Origin of the sequence: Polyangium sp. y55x31 (assembly GCF_029946505.1) — a bacterium.
Taxonomy (GTDB): domain Bacteria; phylum Myxococcota_A; class Polyangia; order Polyangiales; family Polyangiaceae; genus Polyangium.
Genome location: NZ_JARZHG010000064.1, coordinates 1 through 23,841 on the forward strand (window position 1 = coordinate 1; position 23,841 = coordinate 23,841).

The 23,841-nt window shown below is 68.7% G+C and carries 23 protein-coding genes and 1 rRNA gene; 9 read left to right on the plus strand and 15 right to left on the minus strand.

What is annotated here, in order from left to right:
* Positions 1-123, plus strand: a 23S ribosomal RNA gene (locus QHF84_RS48450); the annotation flags it as partial.
* 147 nt (positions 124-270) lie between these two features.
* On the opposite strand, the gene QHF84_RS48455 is transcribed toward QHF84_RS48450, so the two are convergent.
* The 3 genes from QHF84_RS48455 to QHF84_RS48465 all read right to left on the minus strand — a co-directional run bounded on the left by QHF84_RS48455 (position 271) and on the right by QHF84_RS48465 (position 1,397).
* A complete protein-coding gene (locus QHF84_RS48455; RefSeq protein ID WP_281320466.1) occupies positions 271-660 on the minus strand; it encodes a DUF488 family protein in 390 nt (129 codons plus the stop codon).
* Positions 661-688: 28 nt separating this feature from the next.
* Entirely contained in the window at positions 689-913 is a 225-nt protein-coding gene (locus QHF84_RS48460) for a hypothetical protein (protein ID WP_281320467.1), read from the minus strand.
* Between the two features lie 67 nt (positions 914-980).
* The gene (locus QHF84_RS48465; protein WP_281320468.1) at positions 981-1,397 is read right to left on the minus strand and encodes an organic hydroperoxide resistance protein; all 417 of its coding nucleotides are present in this window, start codon (positions 1,395-1,397) and stop codon (positions 981-983) included.
* Positions 1,398-1,596: 199 nt separating this feature from the next.
* Between QHF84_RS48465 and QHF84_RS48470 the strand changes: the two genes are divergently transcribed.
* From QHF84_RS48470 to QHF84_RS48485, 4 genes are all read left to right on the plus strand, one after another.
* A complete protein-coding gene (locus tag QHF84_RS48470; protein ID WP_281320469.1) occupies positions 1,597-3,360 on the plus strand; it encodes a DUF1549 domain-containing protein in 1,764 nt (587 codons plus the stop codon).
* Positions 3,361-3,374: 14 nt separating this feature from the next.
* Positions 3,375-4,661: a DUF1501 domain-containing protein gene (locus QHF84_RS48475; RefSeq protein WP_281320470.1), complete on the plus strand. Its 1,287-nt coding sequence runs from the start codon at positions 3,375-3,377 to the stop codon at positions 4,659-4,661.
* Positions 4,662-4,734: 73 nt separating this feature from the next.
* Positions 4,735-5,718 (plus strand): sigma-70 family RNA polymerase sigma factor, encoded by a 984-nt coding sequence (locus tag QHF84_RS48480; protein WP_281320471.1) that lies wholly within the window; start codon positions 4,735-4,737, stop codon positions 5,716-5,718.
* A gap of 94 nt (positions 5,719-5,812) precedes the next feature.
* A complete protein-coding gene (locus tag QHF84_RS48485; RefSeq protein ID WP_281320472.1) occupies positions 5,813-6,229 on the plus strand; it encodes a VOC family protein in 417 nt (138 codons plus the stop codon).
* A 13-nt stretch (positions 6,230-6,242) separates the two neighbouring features.
* On the opposite strand, the gene QHF84_RS48490 is transcribed toward QHF84_RS48485, so the two are convergent.
* The 4 genes from QHF84_RS48490 to QHF84_RS48505 form a co-directional block, all read right to left on the minus strand.
* Positions 6,243-6,884: a hypothetical protein gene (locus QHF84_RS48490; RefSeq protein WP_281320473.1), complete on the minus strand. Its 642-nt coding sequence runs from the start codon at positions 6,882-6,884 to the stop codon at positions 6,243-6,245.
* A gap of 90 nt (positions 6,885-6,974) precedes the next feature.
* Complete coding sequence (locus QHF84_RS48495) at positions 6,975-8,219, minus strand: hypothetical protein (RefSeq protein WP_281320474.1); 1,245 nt, start codon at positions 8,217-8,219, stop codon at positions 6,975-6,977.
* Complete coding sequence (locus tag QHF84_RS48500) at positions 8,216-8,857, minus strand: sigma-70 family RNA polymerase sigma factor (RefSeq protein ID WP_281320475.1); 642 nt, start codon at positions 8,855-8,857, stop codon at positions 8,216-8,218. The genes QHF84_RS48495 and QHF84_RS48500 overlap by 4 nt, the downstream gene beginning before the upstream one ends.
* An 81-nt stretch (positions 8,858-8,938) precedes the next feature.
* Positions 8,939-9,676, minus strand: a complete 738-nt coding sequence (locus QHF84_RS48505; protein WP_281320476.1) for a DJ-1/PfpI family protein — start codon at positions 9,674-9,676, stop codon at positions 8,939-8,941.
* 203 nt (positions 9,677-9,879) lie between these two features.
* Between QHF84_RS48505 and QHF84_RS48510 the strand changes: the two genes are divergently transcribed.
* The gene (locus tag QHF84_RS48510) at positions 9,880-10,920 is read left to right on the plus strand and encodes a GlxA family transcriptional regulator (RefSeq protein ID WP_281320477.1); all 1,041 of its coding nucleotides are present in this window, start codon (positions 9,880-9,882) and stop codon (positions 10,918-10,920) included.
* Positions 10,921-10,938: 18 nt separating this feature from the next.
* On the opposite strand, the gene QHF84_RS48515 is transcribed toward QHF84_RS48510, so the two are convergent.
* Positions 10,939-12,024, minus strand: coding sequence for a hypothetical protein (locus QHF84_RS48515; protein WP_281320478.1), 1,086 nt, complete (start codon positions 12,022-12,024; stop codon positions 10,939-10,941).
* A 257-nt stretch (positions 12,025-12,281) separates the two neighbouring features.
* Between QHF84_RS48515 and QHF84_RS48520 the strand changes: the two genes are divergently transcribed.
* The gene (locus QHF84_RS48520; RefSeq protein ID WP_281320479.1) at positions 12,282-13,463 is read left to right on the plus strand and encodes a cytochrome P450; all 1,182 of its coding nucleotides are present in this window, start codon (positions 12,282-12,284) and stop codon (positions 13,461-13,463) included.
* A 66-nt stretch (positions 13,464-13,529) separates the two neighbouring features.
* The gene (locus QHF84_RS48525; RefSeq protein ID WP_281320480.1) at positions 13,530-14,666 is read left to right on the plus strand and encodes a hypothetical protein; all 1,137 of its coding nucleotides are present in this window, start codon (positions 13,530-13,532) and stop codon (positions 14,664-14,666) included.
* Between the two features lie 155 nt (positions 14,667-14,821).
* Here QHF84_RS48525 and QHF84_RS48530 read toward each other — a convergent pair whose 3' ends face one another.
* The 6 genes from QHF84_RS48530 to QHF84_RS48555 form a co-directional block, all read right to left on the minus strand.
* Positions 14,822-15,295 (minus strand): HAD domain-containing protein, encoded by a 474-nt coding sequence (locus QHF84_RS48530; RefSeq protein WP_281320481.1) that lies wholly within the window; start codon positions 15,293-15,295, stop codon positions 14,822-14,824.
* 35 nt (positions 15,296-15,330) lie between these two features.
* On the minus strand, positions 15,331-17,325 hold the full coding sequence (locus QHF84_RS48535) for a WD40 repeat domain-containing protein (protein WP_281320482.1): 1,995 nt from the start codon (positions 17,323-17,325) through the stop codon (positions 15,331-15,333).
* Positions 17,326-17,357: 32 nt separating this feature from the next.
* Positions 17,358-18,002: a hypothetical protein gene (locus tag QHF84_RS48540; RefSeq protein ID WP_281320483.1), complete on the minus strand. Its 645-nt coding sequence runs from the start codon at positions 18,000-18,002 to the stop codon at positions 17,358-17,360.
* 196 nt (positions 18,003-18,198) lie between these two features.
* Complete coding sequence (locus QHF84_RS48545) at positions 18,199-18,873, minus strand: hypothetical protein (protein ID WP_281320484.1); 675 nt, start codon at positions 18,871-18,873, stop codon at positions 18,199-18,201.
* A 580-nt stretch (positions 18,874-19,453) separates the two neighbouring features.
* A complete protein-coding gene (locus tag QHF84_RS48550) occupies positions 19,454-20,362 on the minus strand; it encodes a hypothetical protein (RefSeq protein WP_281320485.1) in 909 nt (302 codons plus the stop codon).
* 139 nt (positions 20,363-20,501) lie between these two features.
* On the minus strand, positions 20,502-21,923 hold the full coding sequence (locus tag QHF84_RS48555; protein WP_281320486.1) for an alkaline phosphatase family protein: 1,422 nt from the start codon (positions 21,921-21,923) through the stop codon (positions 20,502-20,504).
* 119 nt (positions 21,924-22,042) lie between these two features.
* On the opposite strand from QHF84_RS48555, the gene QHF84_RS48560 reads away from it, so the two are divergent.
* On the plus strand, positions 22,043-22,444 hold the full coding sequence (locus tag QHF84_RS48560) for a group II truncated hemoglobin (RefSeq protein WP_281320487.1): 402 nt from the start codon (positions 22,043-22,045) through the stop codon (positions 22,442-22,444).
* 10 nt (positions 22,445-22,454) lie between these two features.
* Here QHF84_RS48560 and QHF84_RS48565 read toward each other — a convergent pair whose 3' ends face one another.
* Complete coding sequence (locus QHF84_RS48565) at positions 22,455-23,768, minus strand: cytochrome P450 (protein ID WP_281320488.1); 1,314 nt, start codon at positions 23,766-23,768, stop codon at positions 22,455-22,457.
* Positions 23,769-23,841 lie beyond the last annotated feature (73 nt).

Sequence of the window (23,841 nt, forward strand, 5' to 3'; positions counted from 1 at the left end):
TAGGTGTCCCGAGCCGCAAGGCTCCTAAAGACCCCTCGTAGACTACGAGGTTGATAGGCCGGGTGTGGAAGCGGAGCAATCCGCGGAGCTAACCGGTACTAATCGGTCGTGCGGCTTGACCATACCTTTGAGGCAAACGTCGAGAGGCGTGCCCAGAGCTCGGGTGACGAGCCGGCGCGCGAACGCAGCAAAAAGACGCTCTACATTCCGTTGTCCGGAGTGATCGAAGCCCGCGTGAGGTTTTTCTCACCGCGGGCTTTTTTCATTCCATCACGCGGCCTCAGCGCCCGCGGCGGCCTCGCGCTCGAGGATCCCGGCGAGCAACGTCCGATGGCACCGGGCCGGGTCGACGCAGGACGACGAGCAAAGCAAGGTCATCCGCTCGCCGAGGCGGAGGCGCTCGGCGAGCGAGCGGATGCGGTCGCGCTCGGCCTTCATTTCGGCCCGGTACTGGCGCGCGAAGTCCTTCCACGGGAGCGGCGGGCCGCTCTTGCCCCGGAACGCGGCGAGAAGCTCCCGGCTCGGGGCCAGGTTCGGCTCCCAGACGTCCCAGGTCTCGTTTTCCTTGCGCACGCCGCGCGGGCGGAAGCGGCAGACGAGCACACGCAGCCCGTCGTCGCGCTCGATGGGATCGTTCCACCGCTTCGTCTCGAGATGCACGCGCGCGGCCTCGTCCGGGCCGCGCGCCTCAGAATCCGCCGTCCTCGCCGCTCGATGAGCCATGGCCATTCGGGCCGGGCCGCGCCGGCCGACCTCCTTGGTGCGTCCCGCCGGGATGGTCGCCGATCTCGTACCGGCGCGAGCTCTCCTCGGAGGAGATCCCGCCGTGCTGCGACTCGGCGATGCGCCGCTGGGTCTTCTCGTCGGCGTGCTCGGGCTGGTTTCGACCGGGATCCTTGGGGGGTTTGTTCATGCGACGTCTGTGGGGCGAGGCCTGCAGAGCGCCAGTGTCCCTCGCAGGCTCCGCCCCGACCGAGACGTCAGGCCACGGAGAGCTTGACCTCGATGTTGCCGCGCGTGGCCTTCGAGTACGGGCAAACCTGGTGCGCCGCGTGCATCAGCGCCTCGGCCTGCTCGCGCGGCAGGTTCGGGATGTGGCCGACGAGCTCCACCGCGAGGCCGAAGCCGCCGCTGTCATCCGAGCCAAGCGAGACCTTGGCCTCGATGTGCACGGGCCCGGTCTGCACCTTCTGCATGCGGGCGACGAGGGCGAGCGCGCTGCCGAAGCAGGCCGAATAACCCATCGCGAAAAGCTGCTCGGGGTTCGTCCCCTCCCCGCCCGGGCCGCCGACGCTCTTCGGCATGCTGAGGCCGAGATCCAGCTTGCCGTCGTCCGTCTTCACGCGCCCCTCGCGCCCGTTCGTCGCCGTCGCGCCTGCCGTGTACAGAACCTTCATGATCCGCTCCTTTCGATGCGATCCCTTTTCGGCCGCGGGACCGCGGCTGCAATCGAAATCCGCGCGGATCCCGTGCTCCCGCGGAGCGTCCGCCGCACCGCTCGGGCGCGCGGCAGGACGTCCGCAGGCCCCGGACGCGAAAATCGCCGCATTTCACGTGTTCTCGGGTGCTGGCATCGGTCCTGCTTGGGTCGATCGCATGCTTCGACGGACCTCTGCCTGGGTCGCGCTCGCCCTGCTCTCCGCCTGCTCGGGGGGCGGGACGGGTGGACTCCCCTCCCCCACCGCCGCGCCCTCGTCGCCGCACCCGACCACGGCGGCCGCGCCCGCGACGACGGACATCGTCGGCCGCATCGACGCCCTGCTCGATGCCGAATGGAAGGCCGCGGGTGTATCTCCCGCCAAACTCGCCACGGACGCGCAGTTCCTCCGCCGCGCCTGGCTCGATCTCGCGGGCACGTTGCCGCCGCCCGAGGTCGTCACTGCATTCCTCGCCGATCCCGCGCCGGACAAACGCGCCCGGGCCGTCGACGCGCTCCTCGCGAGCCCGCATTTCGCCGAGCGCTGGGCCGCTTACTGGGAAGACGTGCTCATCCGCGACAAGGTGAAGGGAAACCTCGTCGACCGCGCTGCGTTCCGATCCTTTCTACGCGCGCGGTTCGCCGAAAACGCGCCGTGGGATCGCGTCGTGCGCGACATCGTCGCAGCGACCGGGAAAAGCAGCCCCGGCGGGCCCGCGCGCGAGCGACGTATGGCCGCGCAGAGCGACGCGGCCGAGCCCGAGGCCGAGGGCGTGAACGGTGCGACGAACTGGGTCGTGCAGTACCGGGGCGGCGTCGAGGACCTGGCCGGCGCGACCGCGCGCACCTTCCTCGGCGTGCAGATCCAGTGCGCGCAATGCCACGACCACAAAACCGAGAAATGGACGACCACGGATTTCCGCCGCTTCGCCGCGGCCTTCGCGCGGACCCGCATCAAGCCGATCGAAGAGAAGGAAAAGGGCATGGCCCGCGCCTTCGAGGTCGAAGACGGCAAGCGCGGTCGGCCCGGAAAAAAGGCGACCGACGAGCAACGCGAAATCGCCACGCTCGCCCCGGCCGCGCTCGATGGGACCGAGCTCGCGGGCGAGACGCCGCGGGCCGAGCTCGCCGCTTGGATGACCTCGACGACGAACCCCTGGTTCAGCAAGGCGCTCGTCAATCGCGTGTGGGGGCTTTTCTTCGGGCATGGGTTCGTCGAGCCCATCGATGATCTGCGCCCCTCGAATCCGCCCCGCGCGTCGGCCGTGCTCGACGCGCTCGCGGCCGATTTCGCGGCGCACGGATACGACATGAAGCGGCTCTTGCGCACGATCTGCGCGACGCGCGCGTACGGGCTCGCAGGAGGCTCGCCCGCGGCGGAGGCGACCTGGGCGGCGTTCGCCCCGCGACCGCTGCCGGCGCCGGTGCTGCTCGACGCGGTCCTCACGGCGACGCGGCTCGATCCGTGGCTCGAGGACACGCTCGGCGAGCGGGCCGACGCGCTGCGGGCGAAGATGCGCGAGCGCTTCCGGTTCGTGTTCGACGTGGACGAGGAAGGCTCGCGCGCGGAGTTCGATGGGACGATTCCGCAGGCGCTTTTGCTCCTGAATGGTCCGCTCGTCGGTTATGGCTCGACCGCGCTCGCGGGCGCGGCGCTCGCGGACGTGCTGGCGATGCAGGGCGGGGATGCGGCGAAGATCGAGGCGCTTTACCTGCGCACGCTCTCGCGCAGGCCCACGGCCGAGGAAACGGCGCGCTGGGTGAAGTTCCTCGACGAGGCCGCCGCAGCCCCGGAGGAGCCCGCTGCAAAGCCGAGCGGCCAGGGTCCGCTCGGCAAGATCGTGAAAAAACGAGGCTGGGTCGCGAAAACGCCGCGCGACCGGGCCTATGAAGACCTCTTCTGGGCGCTGCTCGATTCGAGCGAGTTCGCCTTCCAGCACTGAGATCGGAGAACGCCATGGATGACCGAGACGACCGCATGACGAACGATCGCCGGCGCCTGCTCCAGGCAGGGCTCGGAGGGCTCGGAGCGTGGCTCGCGGGACGGTGGCTCAGGGCGCCCGAGGCGAGCGCGGCCGAGGCGAGTCCGGCAGCCGCAAAACCCCGCGCAGACGCCTGCATCGTGTTGTGGATGAACGGCGGGCCGAGCCACGTGGACACGTTCGACCCCAAACCAAATACGAAAGAAGCCGGGCCGTTCCGCGCGATCAAGACGAGCGCGAGGGGCGTGTCGATCTGCGAGCATTTGCCGCGCGTCGCCGCGGAGGCGCACAGGCTCGCGATCCTGCGCGGCATGACGAGCCGCGAAGGCAGCCACGAGCGCGCACGGCAGCTCGGCCATACCGGGCACATCCCGAATCCGACCGTCGATCACCCCGCCCTCGGCGCGTGGGTGAGCGCGCGGCGCGGCGATCCGAAGGCCGAGCTTCCCGCGTTCGTGAGCCTCGGCGGGCCGAGCGCGAGCGGCGGTTTTTTCGGGCGCGCGCATGGTCCGTTCGTGGTGCGCGAGCCCGGGCGGCCGCCCGAGGACATGGCGTACGGGCCGGCCGTCTCCGCCACGCGGTTCGATCGGCGGCGCGCGGCCCTCGCGATGCTGGAGGATTCGTTCGAGAAAGAGACGCAAAGCGCGGCCGTGACCGAGCGGCGCGCGGTGTTCGCGCAGGCGGTCGAGATGATGCGCTCGCCGGCCGCGGCCGCGTTCGACGTATCGAGCGAGCCCGCGGCCGTGCGCGAGGCCTACGGCGACACGGCCTTCGGGCGCGGATGCCTCGCGGCGCGAAGGCTCGTCGAGGCCGGCGTGCCGTTCGTCGAGGTCTCGCTCGATGGTTGGGACACCCACGAAGACAATTTCGAGCGCACGAAGCGGCTCATGGGCGTGCTCGATCCCGCGATGAGCACGCTGCTCCGCGAGCTCGCCGCGCGCGGGAAGCTCGATCGCACGCTCGTCGTGTGGATGGGTGAGTTCGGCCGGACGCCACGCCTCAATGGCCGAGGCGGGCGGGATCACCACCCCGCCGCGTGGAGCGCCGTGCTCGCGGGCGGCGGCATACGTGGCGGGATCACGCTCGGCGCGACGGACGCGCAAGGCGAAAAGGTGGTCGAGCGGCCGGTCGGCGTGGCGGATCTGTTTGCCACGATCACCTCGGCGATGGGCCTCGATCCGCTCGAGACGGTTTCATCACCGGGCGGCCGGCCGATCACCCTGACGGACGGTGGGCAGGTCGTGCGCGAAATCGTGCTGTAGACGGCGATGGGGGTTTGTCCTCGGGAGGCGAACCTGTTACGACACGGCCCCGATGGCTGACCTCTCGTCTCCGATGAAGCACGCCGCCGGCTTCGACGTCACGCGGGCGACGGCGCAACAGCTCGAGGAACATCGCGCCGCGCTCACCGGGCATTGCTACCGCATGCTCGGATCGGTTTCGGAGGCCGAGGACGCGGTGCAGGAGACGATGCTCCGCGCCTGGAAAAGCTTCGCGCAGTTCGACGGCCGTTCGTCGCTACGCACCTGGCTCTATCGCATCGCCACGAACGTCTGCCTCGACGCGCTCGCCGATCGCTCGCGCCGCATTCGTCCGATGGAGTGTGGCCCCGTCGGCACGGTCGACGACACCCTCACCACCCTGCCCGCTTCGAGCTGGATCGAGCCCATCCCGGATGCGCGCGTGGTGCCCGACGACGCGACGCCGGCCGAGCTCGTCTCGATGCGCCAGAGCATCCGCCTCGCGTTCGTGGCCGCGCTCCAGCACCTCCCGCCGAAACAACGCGCGATCTTGCTCCTCACCGAGGTCCTCGGCTGGGCGGCCGCGGAGGTCGCCGAGAGCCTCGGCACCTCGGTCGCCGCGGTGAACAGCGCGCTCCAGCGCGCCCGCGCCACGCTGTCGACGCGTGACCTCACGGAGGAGCGCGCGCCGCTCGCGGACGTCCAGACGACCTTGCTCGATCGTTACGTCGACGCGTTCGAGCGGTACGACATGGACGCGTTCGCCGCGCTGCTCCACGAGGAAGCGACGCTCTCGATGCCGCCGTACTCGCTCTGGCTCAAGGGGCACGCCTCCATCCTCGCCTGGCTGACGGGGCGCGGCGCGGGCTGCCGCGGCTCGCGGCTCGTGCCGACGGCCGCGTGTGGGTCGCCGGCCTTCGGGCAGTACCGGCCGCCGCACGCGCCGGGCGAGAAATACAAGCCGTGGGCGCTCATCGTGCTGGAGCTGCGTGACGACCGGATCGCCGCGATGAACTCCTTCCTCGACACGGAGGCGTGGTTCCCGCGGTTCGGCCTGCCCATGGAGCTCGAGCCGTAGCCCGGCTCCACGGGTCGAACTTTTTTTCTTCGGACCGATGAGTTCGGATCCCCTGCGGGGTCCATACGCCAAACCTACCGGCACGGAGGCGCACATGACCACGACCCGTTCTCGCATGCTCTTCGTCAACCTCGCCGTCAAAGACCTCAAGCGCTCGGTCGACTTCTTCACGAAGCTCGGCTTCACGTTCAACCCGCAGTTCACCGACGAAACCGCGACGTGTATGATCGTGAGCGAGCAAGCGTTCGTAATGCTCCTCACGGAGCCCAAGTTCCAGGGCTTCACGAAGAAGCAGATCTGCGACGCGAGCAAGTTCAGCGAGGGCCTCTTCTGCCTCTCGTGCGAGAGCCGCGAAGAGGTGGATCGGATGGTGAAGATCGCGGTGGAGAACGGCGGGTCGCAGGCGATGCCGACCCAGGATCACGGCTTCATGTACTACGCGAGCTTCTACGACGTCGACGGCCACCACTGGGAATTGATGTGGATGGATCCGGCGGCGATCCAGAAATGAACGTGTCCCGGGATCAAGGGCAGACGCCGTCCGCTCCCGTGCAGAAATAGGTCATCTTGGCCGTCTCCGCGGGGCCACAATCCCCATCGTCGATCAGATTGAAGAGCAGCAATCCCGCCTGCTCGCATGCCTCGTACGCCGCGGCCTTCAGCATATCGCGCGGCTGACAGGTGACGCCGTCGCCCAGCGATCCGCTCGCGCAGATGGGCGGGGGCGGCGGCGGAGGATCGACCGGCGGCGGAGGATCGACCGGCGGATAGGGCGGCGGGGGCTCGGGACAACATTCGTAGTGCGCTTGCGTCGTCATCCAGCCGCAATCGCCGCCCTGGTAATCGAAGGCCGTGAAGGCGAGGCCATTCGCCTGGCAGATGGCGTACGCCTGGTCCTTCAAGATCCCCGGATCCTCACAGGTCGCGCTCTCCACGGTGCCCTGCAGGCAGTCGACCGGCGGCGGGGGCGGATCGACCGGTGGCGGCGGCGGCGGCAGCTCGCCCCCGCTCGCCTCCCCGTTTCCCTTGTCGCTGCCGTCTCCTTCGAGCGCGCCCTGCGCCGACTCGTCCCCACCACTCTCCTTTCGCACCTCGACCGTGCACGCGACGAACCCCGAAGCCAGAAGCGCGATCCCGAGGGACCACCATCCATTCGATACACGCATGAGTACCTCCGCGCGCCCCGCAGCGGGGCGCCGTCGTAGCATCCGTTTTCCTTCAATCGCGAGGCCGCCTCGCGTTTCCTCTTTTTTTCGTCAAGGCCCGCAGCACGAGAAACCAACCTTCGTGGCCTGGTCGACCGGACAATCCCCCGCGGACTGGATGTCGGCGAGCTGCAGCCCGAGCTCGCTGCAAGCCGCGTAGGCCTGTTCCTTGAGGATGGACTTGTCGATGCAGGTCACGCCGTCACCGAGGGCGCCGCTTTGACAGACGAGCGGCGGTGGAGGCGGTGGCGGCGGCGGCGGCGGATCGACGATCGGCGGGCAACACGTATACGTCGCTTGCCGCGTCATCCACCCGCAATCGCCGGTCGTGTACTGGAAATCCACCATCTGCTGGCCCGCGACCTGGCACATCTTGGCGGCCAAATCCTTGAGCGAGGCCGGATCCTGGCACGTGGCGCCGTCGCCCACGGTATCGGTGATGCAGACGTCGACCTCGGGATCCGGCTCCATGCATTCGTAATCGGCGCCCTGGAAGAGGCCATCCCCGCACGGATCCACGTAGGCGATTTCGGCGAGGACGAGGCCATTCTCGTCGCAATCGAGCTCGGCGCGTTGCTTCCACGTCTCGGGCGTCGCGCAGGATGACGCCTGCGGAGGAGGAGCGACGGAATCGGGAGGCTTCGGCGCGCTCGTGTTCGGGCCGCGGATGCCGCCCGTCGCGCCGTAGACAGGCGCGCGGGATTCGCCGGGGAGAGCTTGCGCTGGCGACCAGAAAACGAGCCCGCCTTCTCCGTCCACGTCCGCGGTTCCGCCGGGCGTCATCGTGCGAGAACGAGGCCCCGGGGGCGCGTGCATATTCGGGCGTCGCGGGTCGTGATCGATCTGCCGCTCGGGCCCCGATTCGAACGGAGACGCGGAATCCGGCGCGCGCCACAGAGGCGACGGCGCGGGCGGCCGGGAATCCGGCGCGCTCGGAAGAGGACGGAGCGGATCGAAGGAGCGCGGGTTCGTCTTCGGTGCACGCTCGGAGGCCGGTTCCGCGTCCGGATCGGCCGCGAATTCGGTCTGTTTCGGCAAGACGAGCCCGGTGCGAGCGCGCGGCGTGTCGTCGTCGAGCGAAAGGAAAAGCACGGCGGCGCAGACCATCACGAGGGCCAGGGGACGCCCGAGCCCTCGCATCGACGGAATCCACGCGGCGCGCGGCTTCTCCACCGCGAGGCCTCGCAAGCGCGCGCCGAGCCGCCCCGCGAGCGCCGGATCCGGCGCAGCCTGCGTATACAGCTCGTCCGCGGCGCGCAGCCGGGCGAGCAGATCGTTCGGCGCGGGTGTGGTCATGGCAAACCCCCCCAGCCGTCCTTCTTCAGCCTCTCGACGGCGCGCTGGATCAATTTGCAGACGTATCCCTTGGAATGACCGAGGATCTGGCCGATCTCCTCCTGCTCCTTGCCGTCGAGGAAATACATCGAGAATGCGACCTGCTCCTTCACGGGCAGTGCCGAGAGCGCCTCGATCGCGCGGCGCAGGTCGTCGCGGGCCATCACCAGCGTGTCGGGCTGCTGCGGCTCGGGCTGGTGTTCACCGAAGAGCCAGCGGATCGGCGCGAGCGCGCGAAAACGCTCCCGTCGCAAGCGGCTGAAGCAGCGGTTCGTGGTGGCGCGATAGAGCCAGCCCGCGAGGTCGTCGTGGTCGTGGAGCGTCGGCAGCGCCTTCATCAGGTCGATGAAGACCTCCTGGGTGATGTCCTCGGCCCAGGCGACGTTGCCCTTGCCGTAGCGCAACGCGAGCCGATACACGAGCCCGTGGTGCTCGCGGTAGAGCGCCTCGACCGCGCTCGGCGTGGCCGTCCGGGGCAGCTCTTCGGCGCGCGCTCGTGGGGCCTCGCCCGGGGGCGGACGGTCCGCGGCGAGCCTCTTTCGCGCGAGGGGCGCGAGGAGGTCGGCGACGTCCGGAGGGGCGAGGTTCGGGCTCGGCACGAAGGAGCAACCTTTGCTCCCATCATGCGCGAGCGGCCGGCCGGTTTCCTCGGGCGTGCGTTTTTTCGGAGGGGGCGCGGATCAGCGGATTTCGAGACGCCGGGAGGCGCGGACACCGACTTCGCGCATGGCCTCCGTCAGGGGCGCGAGGGCCGCGAGGGCCTTCGCCGTGAGCTCGGGCCCGGCGAGCTCGGGGCTGCCCGTGCGGTAGGGCGGCTCCGGGGCGTATTCCATCTGGAGCTCGCACTCCCGGCCGATGTCGTCGCCGACGAGGCGACCGACCAGGCGCAGCGCGAGGTCGAAGCTGCCCGAGACCGGGCCCGAGGTGATCCGATTGCCGTGCTCGACCACGTTCGCCTTGATCGGCGTCGCTCCGTAATACGCGAGCTGCTCGTGCATGTGGAAGTTCGTCGTGGCGCGATGACCTTTGAGCAGGCCCGCGGCGCCGAGCATGAGAGCGCCGACGCACACGCCGGACACCCATTTCGCGCGGCCCCCGTACTCCGCCACGAACGCGAGCGCCTCGGGATCCTCCATCACGTCCGGCGGAATGGCGCCGACGTGGAGGAGGTCGAGGTTCTTCGGGCACTCGGCGAACGTGGTGTTCGCCCGCGTCGTGAAGCACGGCATCCCCTCGAATTCGTCCTTGTTCTTCCAGACGAGGTAAACGTCCGTGTTCGGCAGCGTGCCGAAGACCGTCTGGACGCCGATCACGTCGGGCAGGAAGTATCCGGGGCACACGAAAATGGCCACGTGGAGCTTTTGCTCGATGGGGCGGCTCGTGGGGATCTTGAAAGGGTCGCTCGGTCGAAGGCTCATGGACAGGTCCTTTCGCGCGCGGGTCATGCGCCGAGGCGCTCGCGCTGCATGCGCATCACTATGGGCCCGCCCGAAGCCGCCGGAAGGACAACGGACAGGCAATTCCTGCCACGCCGCGAACACGCGGGCCGAGGATCACGATGGCAGAAAATGCAGGTTCCGTGTCTTCAAAGACGAGCCCGTCTCGGGTAGGCTCCCCACGCGTGCAGCGACGTCTTCGCACGAAAAAAAGCGCCCCTCGCATGGCCCTCGGCAAGCCGCAAAACGCGGCGCCGCGCAAGATCGTCCTCGTGATCTACGACGGGGTCGCCGCCATCGATTTCGTGGGCCCGCTCGACGTGTTCGCCTTCGCGTCCGAGGTGGCCACGAAAAAACGTCTCGGCGCGCCTCCGGCGTACGTGGTCGAGCTGGCCTCGGCTTGCGGCAGGCCGGTGCGAAGCTGGTCCGGCATGCAGATCGTCCCGAACCACGCGCTCGAGGATCTGCCTCCGGACCTCGACACGGTGCTCGTCTCGGGGGGCGATTACCACCGCGCGGCAGCCGACGCCCGGCTGCTCGCCTGGCTGCGCGCGCGGACGCCGGAGGTGCGGCGCATGGGAGCCGTCTGCAGCGGCGCGTTCATTCTCGCGGCCGCGGGGCTCTTGCGTGGCCACCGGGCCACCACGCACTGGGCGGGGGCGACGCGGCTCGCGCGCGAATACCCGGACATCGAGGTCGAGCCCGACGCGATCTTCGTCCGATCCGGAAAGATGTACACCTCGGCGGGCGGCTCCGCGGGGATGGATCTCGCCCTCGCGCTCGTGGAAGACGATCTCGGCCACGACGTGGCGCTCTCGGTGGCGCGGTCGCTCGTGCTCTTCTTGAAGCGACCGGGCGGACAATCGCAGTTCAGTCGCCCCCTGCTCGCGCAGACGGCCGCCGCCGGGCCGCTGCAAGGGCTCGTCGAATGGCTCGTGCGCCACCTCGACGCCGACCTGCGCGTCGAGGTGCTCGCGAAAAAAGCAGGGATGAGCGCCCGCAACTTCGCGCGGACGTTCACGCAATCGATGCAGATGACGCCGGCGAAATTCGTAGAGGCGGCGCGGCTCGAAGTGGCGCGCTCGTGCCTCGAAGGAGGCCGCGCCTCGCTCAAGCAGATCGCGCGGGAATGCGGGTTCGGGACGGAGGAACGGATGCGGCGGGCATTTCAGCGCAACCTCCGGGTCACGCCGGAGGCCTATCGGCGGCGGTTCGCGCGTTCGTGAGGGCCCTCGGCCCGTCGCTCAGTTCTTGGGCACCGCCTCCACCGTCCCGAGCCCGTTCGTCGTGAAAAAGACGCGGCTCGTGTCGACGGCCACGCTCCAGGGCGCGGTGAGGATCCCCGGGCCCCCGAAGCTCGCCAGCACGACGGGCGTCCCGCCATTCTTGTCGACCTTTCTCACGGACGCGTCGTCGATGTTCGTCCAGTACACGTTCCCCGCGTCGACCGTGATTCCCTTCGGTTGCCCTTGCCCCTCGGCGAGCACGACGGGCGCGCCGCTGCCGTCCACCGCGATTTTCGCCACCGTGCCGCCCTCGGCCGTGGTCCAGTAGGCAAACACGCCGTCGGTCGCCACGGCCATCGCCGACTTCTGGTCGGTCGCGAGCGTCACCGAGGCGCCGCCGCTCTTCGGGAGTCGCTTCACCTCGCCGCTGCCCGAGTTCACCCAGTACACGGCGTCCGCATCCACGGCGATACCCACCGGCGACCCTTGCTCCGAGGCGAGCTCGACCGGCGCGCCGCCGGCCTTGGGCGCGCGATGCACCGTGCCGTGGAAGCTCGACTGATCGATGTTCAGGTTGGAGTTCGTCCAGTACACGGAATCGTCGTCGACCGCGATGCGCATGGGGTTGTCCTGGCCCGAGGCGAGGATCGTGGGCGTGCCGCCGGTGATCGGCGCCGAGAGAATGGTGCCGGCCTGTGTATCGACCCAGTACACCACGTCCGCGTCGACCGTGATGCCCGTCGGGAACGTTCCCGTGGCGAACACTGCGGGCTGCCCGCCGCTCTTCGGCATCGTGTTCACCGTGCCGTCGAGCGGGGTCGTCCAGAAAACCCCGTCGCTGCTCACCGCGATCTCGAGCGGATGGTTGAGCCCGGACGCGAGGACCACCGGCGAGGCATTGCTGCCGCCCCCGACGCCGCCTTCGCCCCCGCCCTGCCCACCTTGCCCGCCGCTGCCGCCTTGTCCCCCGCTCCCGCCGCTGCCGCCTTCGCCGCCTTGACCGCCGGTATTCGACGCGCGGGCGCCACCTCCGTCATTGACGAAGACGCAGCCCGACGTGCCCACGAAAAGGCCCAGACAAACGAGAAAGATGTGCGTGCGCATGGTAGCACCTCGAAGGAAGTAGGTCCGTGCTGGGCTCCTCTGGTGCAGCGCCGGCAATGGCATTCGAGACGAGCAGGAATTTTTCGCTCGGGGAGAGCGGGATGACCGGGGACGGCTCGGGCGCCTCGTCCCCCGGGACGAGCGGCCGCCCGCTTCCCGCGCCGCAGCGCCCGCGTGCGTGGCAGGGAGATCGGGCTGGCGCGCGGTGTGCTCGAAGGGGCCACGTGGTCCGCGCGCGCGGACCGGGGAGGCACGCCGTGAAAGAAGAACGTCTCGATCTCCTCTCCCCTTCGGTTCGGGCCGATCCGTATCCGCACTACGCCGCGATGCGGCGATCTTCCCCCGTGTGCCAGGTCGATCCCGGCGGCATGTGGGCCGTGAGCCGCTGGGACGATGTCCTCTTCGTGCTGAAGAACCCGGCGCTCTTCTCCTCGCAGGGCTTCAAGGCGGTGTTCGAGCCCCCGTGGACCGGGTACAACCCGATCGGCCATTCGATGCTCGCGCTCGATCCGCCGATGCACACACGGCTCCGGGGCCTCGTCTCCCGAGCGTTCGGCGCGAGCACGACGAGCCGCCTCGCCCCGAAGGTCGAGCGCCGCGCCGAGGAGCTCGCGGAGACATTCGGAGGCGAGGTCGATTTCGTCCAGGCGTTCGCGACGCCGCTGCCGGCGCTCGTGATCGGCGAGATCCTGGGCCTCGATTCCTCGCTGCACGTGCATTTCAAGCGCTGGGCCAACGACATCGTCTCGATCGCACCCGAGCCCCTCAGCGAAGAGCACGTCGTCGCGGTGCGGACGACGATCAACGCGCTCTCCGGGTACCTGCGCGACGTCGTGGCCGCGCGACGGCGAGAGCCGGCGGACGACACGGTGAGCGCTCTGCTCCACGCCGAGATGGACGGGCAATCCCTCACGGAGCAGGAGATCATCGATTTTCTGATGCTGCTCCTGCTCGCCGGGCTGGAGACCACGACGAACTTGCTGGGGAACTCGATGATCCTGTTCGCGAAGCGCCCGGATCTCTGGGATCGGCTGCGCGCATCCCCCGCGCTCGCCGCCCCTTTCGTCGAAGAAATGCTCCGGTACGACGGGCCCGGCCATTCGCTGCCGCGGATCGCCGCGGCGGACGTGACGCTCGCGGGGGTGACGATCCCGAAGGGGTCGCTCGTCCTCGCGCTCGTGGCATCGGCCAACCGGGACGAGCATCGGTTCGTGGATCCGGATCGGTTCGACATCGAGCGTGGCTCGCAAGGCGGTCTTGCGTTCGGGCACGGGATTCATTTCTGCATCGGCGCGCTCCTCGCGCGGATGGAGGCGCGGATCGCGCTGGAGGTCCTCACGCGGCGATTTCGAGGGGTGGAGCTCGGCGTCGGGGCGATCCGGTATACCCGGGCGCTCGTCGTGCGTGGGCCGGTGGAGCTGCCGCTCCGATTCTCGTGAACGTGTGGCGTCCGGGCATGCGCGACGGGCTCGGACGGGAACGTTTTTTGAACGGCCTCTCGCACCATGACCACACAAGCCCCGTCCGGCGCGACTGCTGCGATCCCCTTCCCGCTCGAACGGTCGGCCGAGATCGGCTGGGCGGATGCGCTCCTCTTGCGGCTCGTCTCGATTACGATTCGCCGGTACAACGAATCCGCGGGGGAAGCGGGCCCCGCCGCGACGGCCGCCACGGAAGCGGGCTGCGGCAAATCGATCATCCGGGGCGGCGCGACGTTCTCCGCGCTCGCCGGCGGCGGCGTTGGTCTCGTCGCCACGGGCGGCGCCTTGTTCACGGCGGGCACGCAAGGTGTCGGCGCGCTCGTTGCCGTCCCGGCGGCCACGCTCAGCGCCGCGCTCGACGCCGCGCTCCGCCTCGTGACGCACACGTACACGGCCTGCCGCCTCGCGGGCTGCGTCGGCCTGCGCTTCGACGCGAACGACCCGGCCGACGTGTGGGCGATCTTCAAGCTCGTGCAGGGCGCCGAGCAAGCGCCGGAAGAGCAGGATCGCCCGGGCACCGATCTCGCGCGCCTCGCCCGCACCGACGTCGAAGGCGCCGCGCAGGGCCTTGCCGCGCGCCTCTTCGGCCAGAGCCTGGTCCGTGGCCTCGTCCCGTTCGTCGGCATCGTGGCCTCGTCCGTCACGAATTACCGGGCCACGCGCAAGCTCGGCCGGACCGTGCTCCGGTACGTTCGGTATCGCGCCGCGTTCGACCGCGTCCTCTCGGACGAACGCCTCGTGCCCGCGAAAGATCGTCTCTTCGAGGGCCTGTGGTTCCTCTTCGCGGCCGACGGCCGGCTCCTGCCGGAGGAGACGGCGCTGCTCTTCACGTTCCTGCGCGGCTGCGAGGCCGAATCGTCGGTCGGCCTCGACGAGCGGCTCGCGGATCCGATCGGCTGGTACATGCGGCTCGGCGAGGTGCCCGCCCCGGCGCGGGCGCCTTTTTATCATGCGCTCGAAATCGGCGCGGCCGTCGACGCACGCGCCTCGATCCGGGAGCGCAAGCTCCTCGCGCACGCGGCCGAGGCGCTCGGCGTCCGGTTCGACGAGGCGCGCCTCGAAAAAATGATCCACGAAATGCACGAGCGCGGAATGCTATCGGCCGAACTCTCCCCGGAAGGGCTCATGCAAATGGAGCAGCGCGAGCGGAAGGCGGCTTAGAAGGCGTCGCGCGTAAAACCCCATGCGCCTGTGCATCGACCGCATCGCGGTCGATGCATCAAAGGTCCAGCGCTTGCGCTGGTCCGGGTCGAGGGGCGGACAGCCCCTCGTCGGGTCCGGGGTGAAACCCCGGCGCTACGCTCTGAAACACCCTCTCAGGGGGATTCTCCCAGAACGTCGACGGCCATCGTCACGTGCTCGTCGAGTAGCCCGGTGCTCGAATCCGTCTTCACGTGATAGGCGGCGAGCAGCTCGAGTTCGAGGTCGTCGAGGGCGACGAAACTCTCGGGCCGCTCGGGCCGGGCGTCGAGCCATTGCATGATTTCCATGCACCGCGTGTAGCCGGGGTTTGGGTCGGGCATGCGCATCGTCCTCGGGTGCAGGATGGGCGTGTGATCGAGGACCTCGCCCTCGAATCCTTCCTCGGCGAGCAGCGTCCGCAGCTTGTCGACGGAGTTCCATTCGCGCCAGCTCGAGCTGACGACGACCCTCGCGCCGGTGCGCTTCACGATCGTGTTGAGCCGCTCGACGGCCGGGGGGCTGAATTGCCTCCGCACATCACGGTCCTCGTTGAGGAGCATGAGGTAGTGGTTCATCACGCCGTCGAAGTCCAGGAACACGATCTTCATGGCGGATCGAGGACAACACGAGGCCATGCCGATCGTCAAGGAGGGGCATCCCGCGAGGCGAGCCATTCCGCGCGCCCTCCGCCCGTCAGGTAGGCGATGTCCGCGCCGTCGAAGACGAGCGAGCCGATTCCCTGCACGACGATACGCGAGGCGACGGTCTCGCCCGTTCGCATGTCGAGGACGTCGAGCTCGGCCCGCGCCGACGCGATGAACACAACGTCCTGGCAAACCACGGCGACACGGCTGCCCTGGCCCCACATCCGCGCCTCGGTCGAGCGCTGGCCCCGGAGTGCCGTCGGCCCGAGCTCCACGCGGCGCACGAGGGTTCCATCCATGCGGAACGAGGCGACCCACGCGCCGTGTCTCTCGACGACGCCGAGCAGGCCCCCGTCGAGGAACACGGGGCTCGACGTACCGGCCGGGAGCGCGACGATCTCGCCGGATGCGACGTTCCAGACATGCACCTGCGTGCCCGTGGCACACGCGACGAACGCGCCAGCGGGATCCGACACGACGGATTGCACATGCGCGAGCTTGCGCGTGGCCTGCCGCTTCAAATCGTCCGCCGACAAGAAGCCGAACGCGTCGTTTTTATCGAGGAAGAGCACGCGCCCGTCGTCGAGCCACTGCAATGCGCGCTGCGGGACCTCGGGGTTCTGCCGCGACGCGACGACCTCCCACGTCTCCGTGCTCCATACCTTGATTTCGGTCCCGCCCGTCGTGATGAGCCGGTCTCCCGCTCGATTCGCGGCCGTGCCCTGCACGCCCTTGTGGTGCAGCTTCGCCACGGTCGCGAGGGTCGCCCCGTCGACCGCGAGCAGGTTGCTCCCGCCGTCGTCGAGCACCACGAACCGACCGGCGACCACGGCGAGCTCATAGCCGATTTTCCGCCGCGCGAACCATCGATGGGCGGTCGCGTCTTCGCGCTCTCGCTCCCACGCGCAGAGATCGCGGTCGAGCGGGGGCGAGCCACGAAAACCTCCGACGGAGAACGTGCGCCCCGGCGCAGTCCGGACCATGGACGTCTCTGCCGGTCCGGGCCAGAAATGGTTCGTCATGGGGAACTTCGGCGCCTTCGTTTTCCCTTTCGGCGACGGCGGCGGCGCGCCGAGCGGCTCCTCCGCGAGATCGTAGCGCCACAGGCCGCCGTGCGTATCGCCGACCCAGAGCGAATCCGCATCGTCCGAGCCGAGGCACTCGATCTCGGAAAAGATTCCTCCGAGGCGCTTTCGCGGATGGGGATCCGACGGCGCGAGGATGTTCACGCGCTGGTCGACCGAGCTTGCCGCGAGCAACGTGCCGCCCCGGAGGGACGTCATGCAGACGCGATGGTGCGGCTCGGGCCCGATGCGTGTCGTCGCCGTCCGGCGCGGGGGCGCGCTCGTCGACCAGAATTCCACGATTCCGTCGAAGCTCCCGACCGCGACGCAATCCGCGGCGGCGAGCAACACGAGGCCTTGGGCGCCCTCGCGGTCGTGACGAATGTCCGTCCCGGCGGCCGTCCCGAGCTCGAACCGGTTCAATTCATTGCTGTTGACCCAGACCGTCCCGCCGTCGGGCGCGCAGGCCATTCCGTTCGTGCCGAGCAACGCCCGGAAGGGCGTTTGCCCAAGCTCGTTCGTCCCGAGATCCCACGTGAAAATGTCGCCCCAGACGGCGACGTACACGACATCGCCGCGCGGCGAGACGGCGAGCCAATCGCCCGACCGGACCAACGCGCCGTCCGTGGGGAAAGGCGCGGAGCGCAAGGTCTCGCCGGATTCGATGTCGATCTGCACGATCCGGTCGTCGAAGAACGTGCAAAAGACGGAGCGCCCGTCGGGGGCGAGCGCGATCTGCCGGTCAAAGGGGCCGATGGGGCTCACGCTCACGAGTTCCCGCAGGAGGCGGCCGCTCTTGCGTTCGTGCACGGTGACGGAATGCCGCCGGCCGTTCGTGTGGACGAGGACGACGTCGCCGCACGGGAGGATGTGCTCGATCTGGCCCTCCATGCGGGTGATCAGCGTGGGCAGCGGAAACACCTCGGGCATCGGCTTCTGTGTATCGGTGGGGCCGAGGGGCGTCAACAATACATGGAGACGACGCGCAGCTCGTCATCCGCGCCGTACGCGCGCAGGCCCCGGAACGCCTCCGTGCGGCTTTCGCGCAGGTATTCGCTCACGGACGCGACGAAGGTCACGGCGGCACGCACCTCCGGCGCGGCGGATTCGATCTCGAATCGAGCTTTTCCGTGCGTGCGGTCGATCGGCTCGGCAACGATCTCGCCCTCCTGAAGGAGGTCGATGCGAAAGTCGTCGTGGCCACGCGCCCGGAGCGCCGCCAAGGGGAACGGCTGCCGGCCATCGCCGAAAAGCGCCGCGTCGCGGCTCCCGACGTCACATCGCAGGACGAGCTGCATCTCGTCCCAGAGGTCGACCATCAAATCGGGATACGGGATCCAGCAGATCTGCCACTCGTTCTCCTCGAAATCATAGCCCGGGCCGAGGTACCGGAAGAACGCCGACCGGGCGCGGCTCTCCGGAGGGCCCGGCTTGAATGGGAAGATGGCCGAGGGGCCAAAAAAGAGCCGCGCGCAGCGGGATCGGCCGCGCAGCCAGGTGAACTCCCCGAGCGGCTCGGACCGGTACGGAGAACACGGAAAGCCCTCGGGCACGGTCCAGTCACCGGAGCGGCGTGTCTCGACGTGGAAGTAATAATCGAGGCTCATCGAGGTCGATCACTCGGTGAACGGGCCTCGGGCCGGAGCCGGCGGCCCGCCCTAGGTAGCTGTGCTCAAAAACCACGGGCTTTTTGGATCGACCGCATCGCGGTCGATTCATCATGGGTCCAGCGTCACGCTGGTCCGGGTCCAGGGGCGGACAGCCCCTGGTGGGGTTTGGGGCGAAGCCCCAATCTCTCCTCTCTCAGGGAGAAAGCTTCTTTGTCTCCCATGCGTAGGTGCACCAGCACGCGACGGTTTCGACTTTCAGGCCGAAGCGCAGCCCCCATTGTTTTGCCTTCTTCACCTCGACGAGCCACCCTTGATATTGCTTGACGAGGCCCTCCGGGCTCCGCTCGGGCAAACGCAGGCTGTAATCGTGCTTCAACTCTGCAGCGGGCCAAGGCCCGTTCGCGAGCTGAAAGAGCCGTCCGAGGACACGGGCATGCACGTCTGCCTGCGCCCCGCCGACGAGCGCGTCGCGATCTTTTTCGGTAAGAACGTGAAAAACGCGCCGGTTGCCGTCGACGAGCGACGTGGCGACCAGATCGACGAGCGCGCAATCGTCGCAAGCGTCGTTGGGAGTCACCCCCTCGATGGCCCAAAAGGCGCCCTGCGCGACCCCGAGCGCGATGAACACATCCGGCCCCTCCGCGAGGTAAGTATCGGCCACGAACCTGGCCGGCGGCCCGCGGTCGGGGGTCCAGCGAATGACGTCGACGCCCCAGACGGGTATGACGCTCTGCCCGCATGGGCCATCGATGTCGACGCGCTCGACCTTGGGCGCCGGCGAGCCCGCCCCGGTCGCGCCCGCGAAGAGCAGAGCAGACAGCGTCAAGGCGAGCGAGGAGGCGGCGCGGAGGGGCATCGAGAGCGACATGACGGAAGAACGCCGCGCGGGGCAACTTTCTTCGCGGTCGCTACAAAATCCGGATGCACGGGCGGGTGTGGGAACGTGCCGTCGGGTTCGATGAGTGGCGGCGGAATATCGCAGGGATAGGTCTCGGACCTGTGATACCGCGTCACGCGTCCCCAGCCGCCCCGTGCAGCTCCGGCACACAAAAACCGCGTCGGCTCCGCTTCCGTGGACCTACGGCTCCGTGGGATCGTCTCCGCCCCCTGCCCGCGTGACCCACACGCCCGTGACCTCGCCTTCCCCGCTCGCCTTCCGACCTCCACCGCGCGGTGACGCGGCTTTCCTGACCTCCCGCATCGACCTCCCACGGCTGTGACCCGCCCGGACCCCATCTCCCCCCGGGTTCCACGGCGCTGTGGATCGTCGATCCCGACCTGGAGACGCCGATCCACAGCGCTGTGAATCCGCTTCTCCGCTCGGGTTCTCCGCTCCACGACGCCGCAAGCCGTCGTTCCCGCTCTCCCGCCGCGGTCTCACGTCGCGGTGACCCCGGGTCGGCGCTCTGCCCGCCGTTTTCGGTCGGCGGGCGGCCGATGTCTCCGGCTCAGGGCACGCAGATCTGCGCATGGTCCGCGCAGGTGTTGCAGTCGCCGGCGGGGCACGGGTCGACCTCGACGGCCGTGCACGTGCCGCCGTTGCAATCCGCGTCCGAGGCGCAGTCCTCCACCGGATAACAGCCCTTCGGGAAACCACCCTCCTGAAGCTGGCCGCACTTGTCGAGGGGCATCCATTCCAGCCATCGACAACCCTCGGTGCTCCCGCACTGGCTCATGTCCAGGGTCGCGCATGCCGAGCTCGGCGTGCACGACTCGGAGTTCACGACCCACACGCCGTCCATGCAGAGCATGGTGGCCGGGCAGCCGTTCGCGTCGAGGTACGCACAGGTGCCCGTCGAGCAACATCCACCAAAACAGGGCGTGCCGGCGACCGGCAGCGTGGCCGGGCAATTCAGCGGGCAGTTGTTGTTGCTGACGTACCACGTCGAGCCATTGCACGACGCCTCGATGCTCAGATCGCCGCAGATCGGATCGAGGTACTGGCACCCCGAGTAGTTGACGTCGCACGCGCTCCCGTTCACGGGCGCCTCGTCCGGGCAGGGCTCCGGCGCGCAGTCCGCGCCGCAGCACGGGGCGCCGGCGGGATCGTAATAGGTGATCCACCACTCCCCGTCCAAGCACTCCGCCTCGGGGCCGTAGCCGCATTCGTCGCGCTCGCTGCATACCTGGCCCTCGACCGGGCAGGGGCTGCCCTCGAGCCCAAAGCTGACTTGCGGACAGCTCGGCGTGCAGGACGCGGGATCCTGGCACCCGCCGCCGTCGTTCGTCCCCCCTGTGCCACCCGTGCCGCCGCCGCCCGTCTCTCCCGAGCCTGCGTCCACCGTGTGTCCGCAGGCCGGGGCGACGGCCGCGAGGAAAAGGGCTGCAAGCAGTCCGATGCGCTTCGTCTGGTTCATGTCAAGCTCCGTTCCGAGGGCCCAGCCCGGCACAGGATGGCGCGGCCCGGGTGTGTCCGGACGCCTCGGTGCAACATCGGAGCCAGCCCATGAGCCCGTCACCGGCGCGGAGACGAAGCGCGCGGCGGGACCCTGCGCGTTATTCGCCCCAGAGCGCCCTGCATTCGCTCATGATGGCCTCGTCCACGGGCACGTTCGGCACGTCCGGGAGCTCCTTCGCCGGGGCCGACGTAAAATCGAACACGTCCCACGGCGCGAGCGCATTCGCGTCGCGATGGCTGAGCGCCGGGATCTGGAAGCGCGCCTCGATGAATCGAACGACCGAGGTGTGATCGTAGACGTCGTGGCTCACGTAGCCCTTCTTCGCGTACGGCGAGACGACGAAAAACGGAACACGGACGCCGTACGACTCGAAGATGGCGCGATCGGTCTCGTCGAGCGCACGATCATCGGGAGCGCAGGCCTTCGGCGGCGGCACGTGGTCATAAAGCCCGCCGTGCTCGTCGTAATTGATGAACATCGCCGAGCGGCTCCAGTGCGGGCTCGCCACGAGCGCAGCGATCGCGTTGGCGAGCCAGTTCTGCCCGAGCGTCGCCGGCGTCGGCGGGTGCTCGTCGGTGTGGTCCATCTGCCCGCCGCTCGTACCGTCGGGATCGATGAACGCGACCTGCGGCAGCTTGCCCTCCGCCGCATCCGTGAAGAACTGGCTCATCGGCACGAAGCGGTTCTCCTCCTGCCGGAGCTCGAGATACCGCTCGATGAACATGGCGAAGGTGGGCGTGTTCTCATAATAAACGCGCCACGAGATCTGCCGCTTGTTCAGGTAATCGAGCAGCGTCGTCTCCACGCCCTGCGGAAAATCGTTCGACTTCAGCCCGAACGAGGTCGCGGCCTGCATGAACATGCGGTTGGGCCAGGTCGCCGTGGGCGCCGACGCGAAGTACCGATCGCCGATCGCAAAGTTTTTCGCGAGCCAGTACACGAGCGGCAGATCCGCCTCGGTGTAATACCCCATCGCGCGTTTTCCGAGCAGCATGCTGAGATCGCCGTTCATGGGCAGCTCGTGTTGTCCCTCGTTCGAGGTGACGAAGCCGCTCATCGCGCCGCCGGCGATCTGCTGCTTGATGGAGCTCCAGCTATGCGCGGTGTCGACGAAGCAGTGTTGCTCGAGCGGGAACGGCGCGATCGGGTTGCCCTCCGGGTCGAGGTTCGTGAAGCCGTCGGGCGCCACGTCGGCGTCGATCCCGACGTCGCCGATCTTCTGGAGGTAGTGATCGAAGGAGCGGTTTTCCATCATCGCGATGACGATGTGATCGATCGGGATCTCCGCGCCGACAGGATGGCTCTCCCCTTGTGTCTCGGCAGGCAACGCGCCCGCGCGGTAAGCGCAGCTCTCGCGCGCCGTCTTGGCTTCCGCATCCGAAGGCTCGACGACGTCGCGATTCCATTCGGCCGGGCCAGGAAGCTCCGGGTCGGCCGGTGTGGGCGGCGAAGACGAAGAACCGCACGCGGGAATGCACGACGCGAGCGCCACGGCGAGGAGCGGGAGGGGAATACGCATGCGGCGGAGTATCGCCGATGTGCGGGAACAGGTCCATAGAGCCCTCCGCGCCCGATCCGGACGAGCCCCTCCGCCGCCCGCTCCCGCTCCCTCTCCCGCGTGCTACATCAGCCCCCCCGATGCCCGATACCCAACCGACCCCGTTCGATCGCCTGGGCGGCGAAACCGCCGTCCGGACCCTCTGCGAACATTTTTACGACGCGATGGACCGCGACGAGCCCGCCCTCGCCAAGCTCCACGAGCTCGACGAGGAGGGCCGCGTCTCCCGCCGCAGCCGCGACCGCTTCGCGCTCTTCCTGATCGGCTGGCTCGGCGGGCCGCAGGACTACATCGCACAAAACGGCCATCCGCGGCTCCGCATGCGCCACGCGCGCGTGCCCGTCGACATTGCGATGCGAGATGCCTGGATGCGGGCCATGACGACGGCCATGGACGAGGTCGGCGTCGCGCCGGACCTTCGCGCGTTCCTCCTCGGCCGCCTGGCCGACGTCGCCGACTTCATGCGCAATCGACCGGGCTGAGGTTTCCCGGCTAGAACAGCACCGGCAGCTCCGAGAGACCCCGCAGGAACGATTTGTTCCAGCGGACCTCGTCGGGCGGCACGGCGATGCGCATCTCGGAAAACCTGCGGAACAGCGTTTCGAAGGCGATTTGCCCTTCCACCCGCGCCAGCGGCGCGCCCACGCAGAGGTGAATGCCCTTGCCGAAGGCGACGTGCCGCTCGGCGCCCTCGCGCGTGATGTCGTAGGTATCGGGGTTCTGGAAGCGGGCCGGGTCGCGGTTCGCGGCGGCGAGGCCGACCATGACGGGCTCGCCTTTCGGAATGTGGACTCCGCCGAGGTCCATGTTCTCTTTTGCGATACGCGCGGCGACGAAATCGACGGGCCCCCAGTAACGCAGCGTCTCCTCGACGACGCCCTTCGCGAGGCACGGATTGGACTTCAATTTCGCGAGCTCCGCCGGATGCTGGAGCAGCGCGAAGGCGCCGTTTCCGATCAGGTTCACGGTGGTCACGTGGCCGGCGAGGTACAGGATGAAGACCGTCGACAGGACCTCGTCCTCGCTCAATTTGTCGCCTTCCTCCTCGGCTCGCAAAAGCTGGGAGATCATGTCTTCCGCGGGCCGCTGCCGCTTGAGGACGAAGAGATCCCGCAGATACGAGGTGAACTGACGCAGCTTGGCGGCCGTCTCCTCGTCGAGCCCTCCGGCGCGGCGACGGTCGGCGCGGAGCAGGTTCTCCGTCCATTGCTTGACCTGCGGGCGATCTTCCCGGGGAATGCCGAGCATGTCCGAGATGACCGTGACCGGGAGCGGGTAAGCGAAGGCCGAGATGAGGTCCATGCGGCGATCGGGCGCGCGCTCTCCGCGGGCCTCCGCGGCGCGCTCGACGGCGTCGAGCAGGTCGTCCGCGAGCTTCTGGATGCGCGGGCGCATCACGTCCATGACGCGGGGCGAGAAGCTCGGCTGGATCAGCTTGCGCAGGCGCGTGTGGTCCGGGGGATCCTTGGTGAGAAGGCTCTCCGCGAGCAGACGCAATTCCTCGATGACGGGGGGCAATTTCTCGCGTTGCTCCGGGGTCATTGCCGTGCGTCGATCCGAGGAGAAGCGGCAGTCGACCAGGGCGGACAGCACCTCGTCGTAATGCGACACGAAGAGGTGCTCGCGCGTGAGAAAGGCTTCGAGCGCGACGGCGTCGCCCTCGCTTCCCCCGTCCTCGAACGAGACGGCGACCACGGGGCCCTGGGCCCGGGCGGCCGCGTAGTCGTCGTACGATCGGCCCGGGTCGAGAGACAACGTCACGACCCCCGTCGCCTTTTCGTTCTCTCCGTTCGATCCGTTTTGCATGACGTCCTCCACCCGCGGCGCGCGCCTTTGGCTCTCGTCGCGCTGCCATTCTAAGAAGGACGCGCGGCAAGTC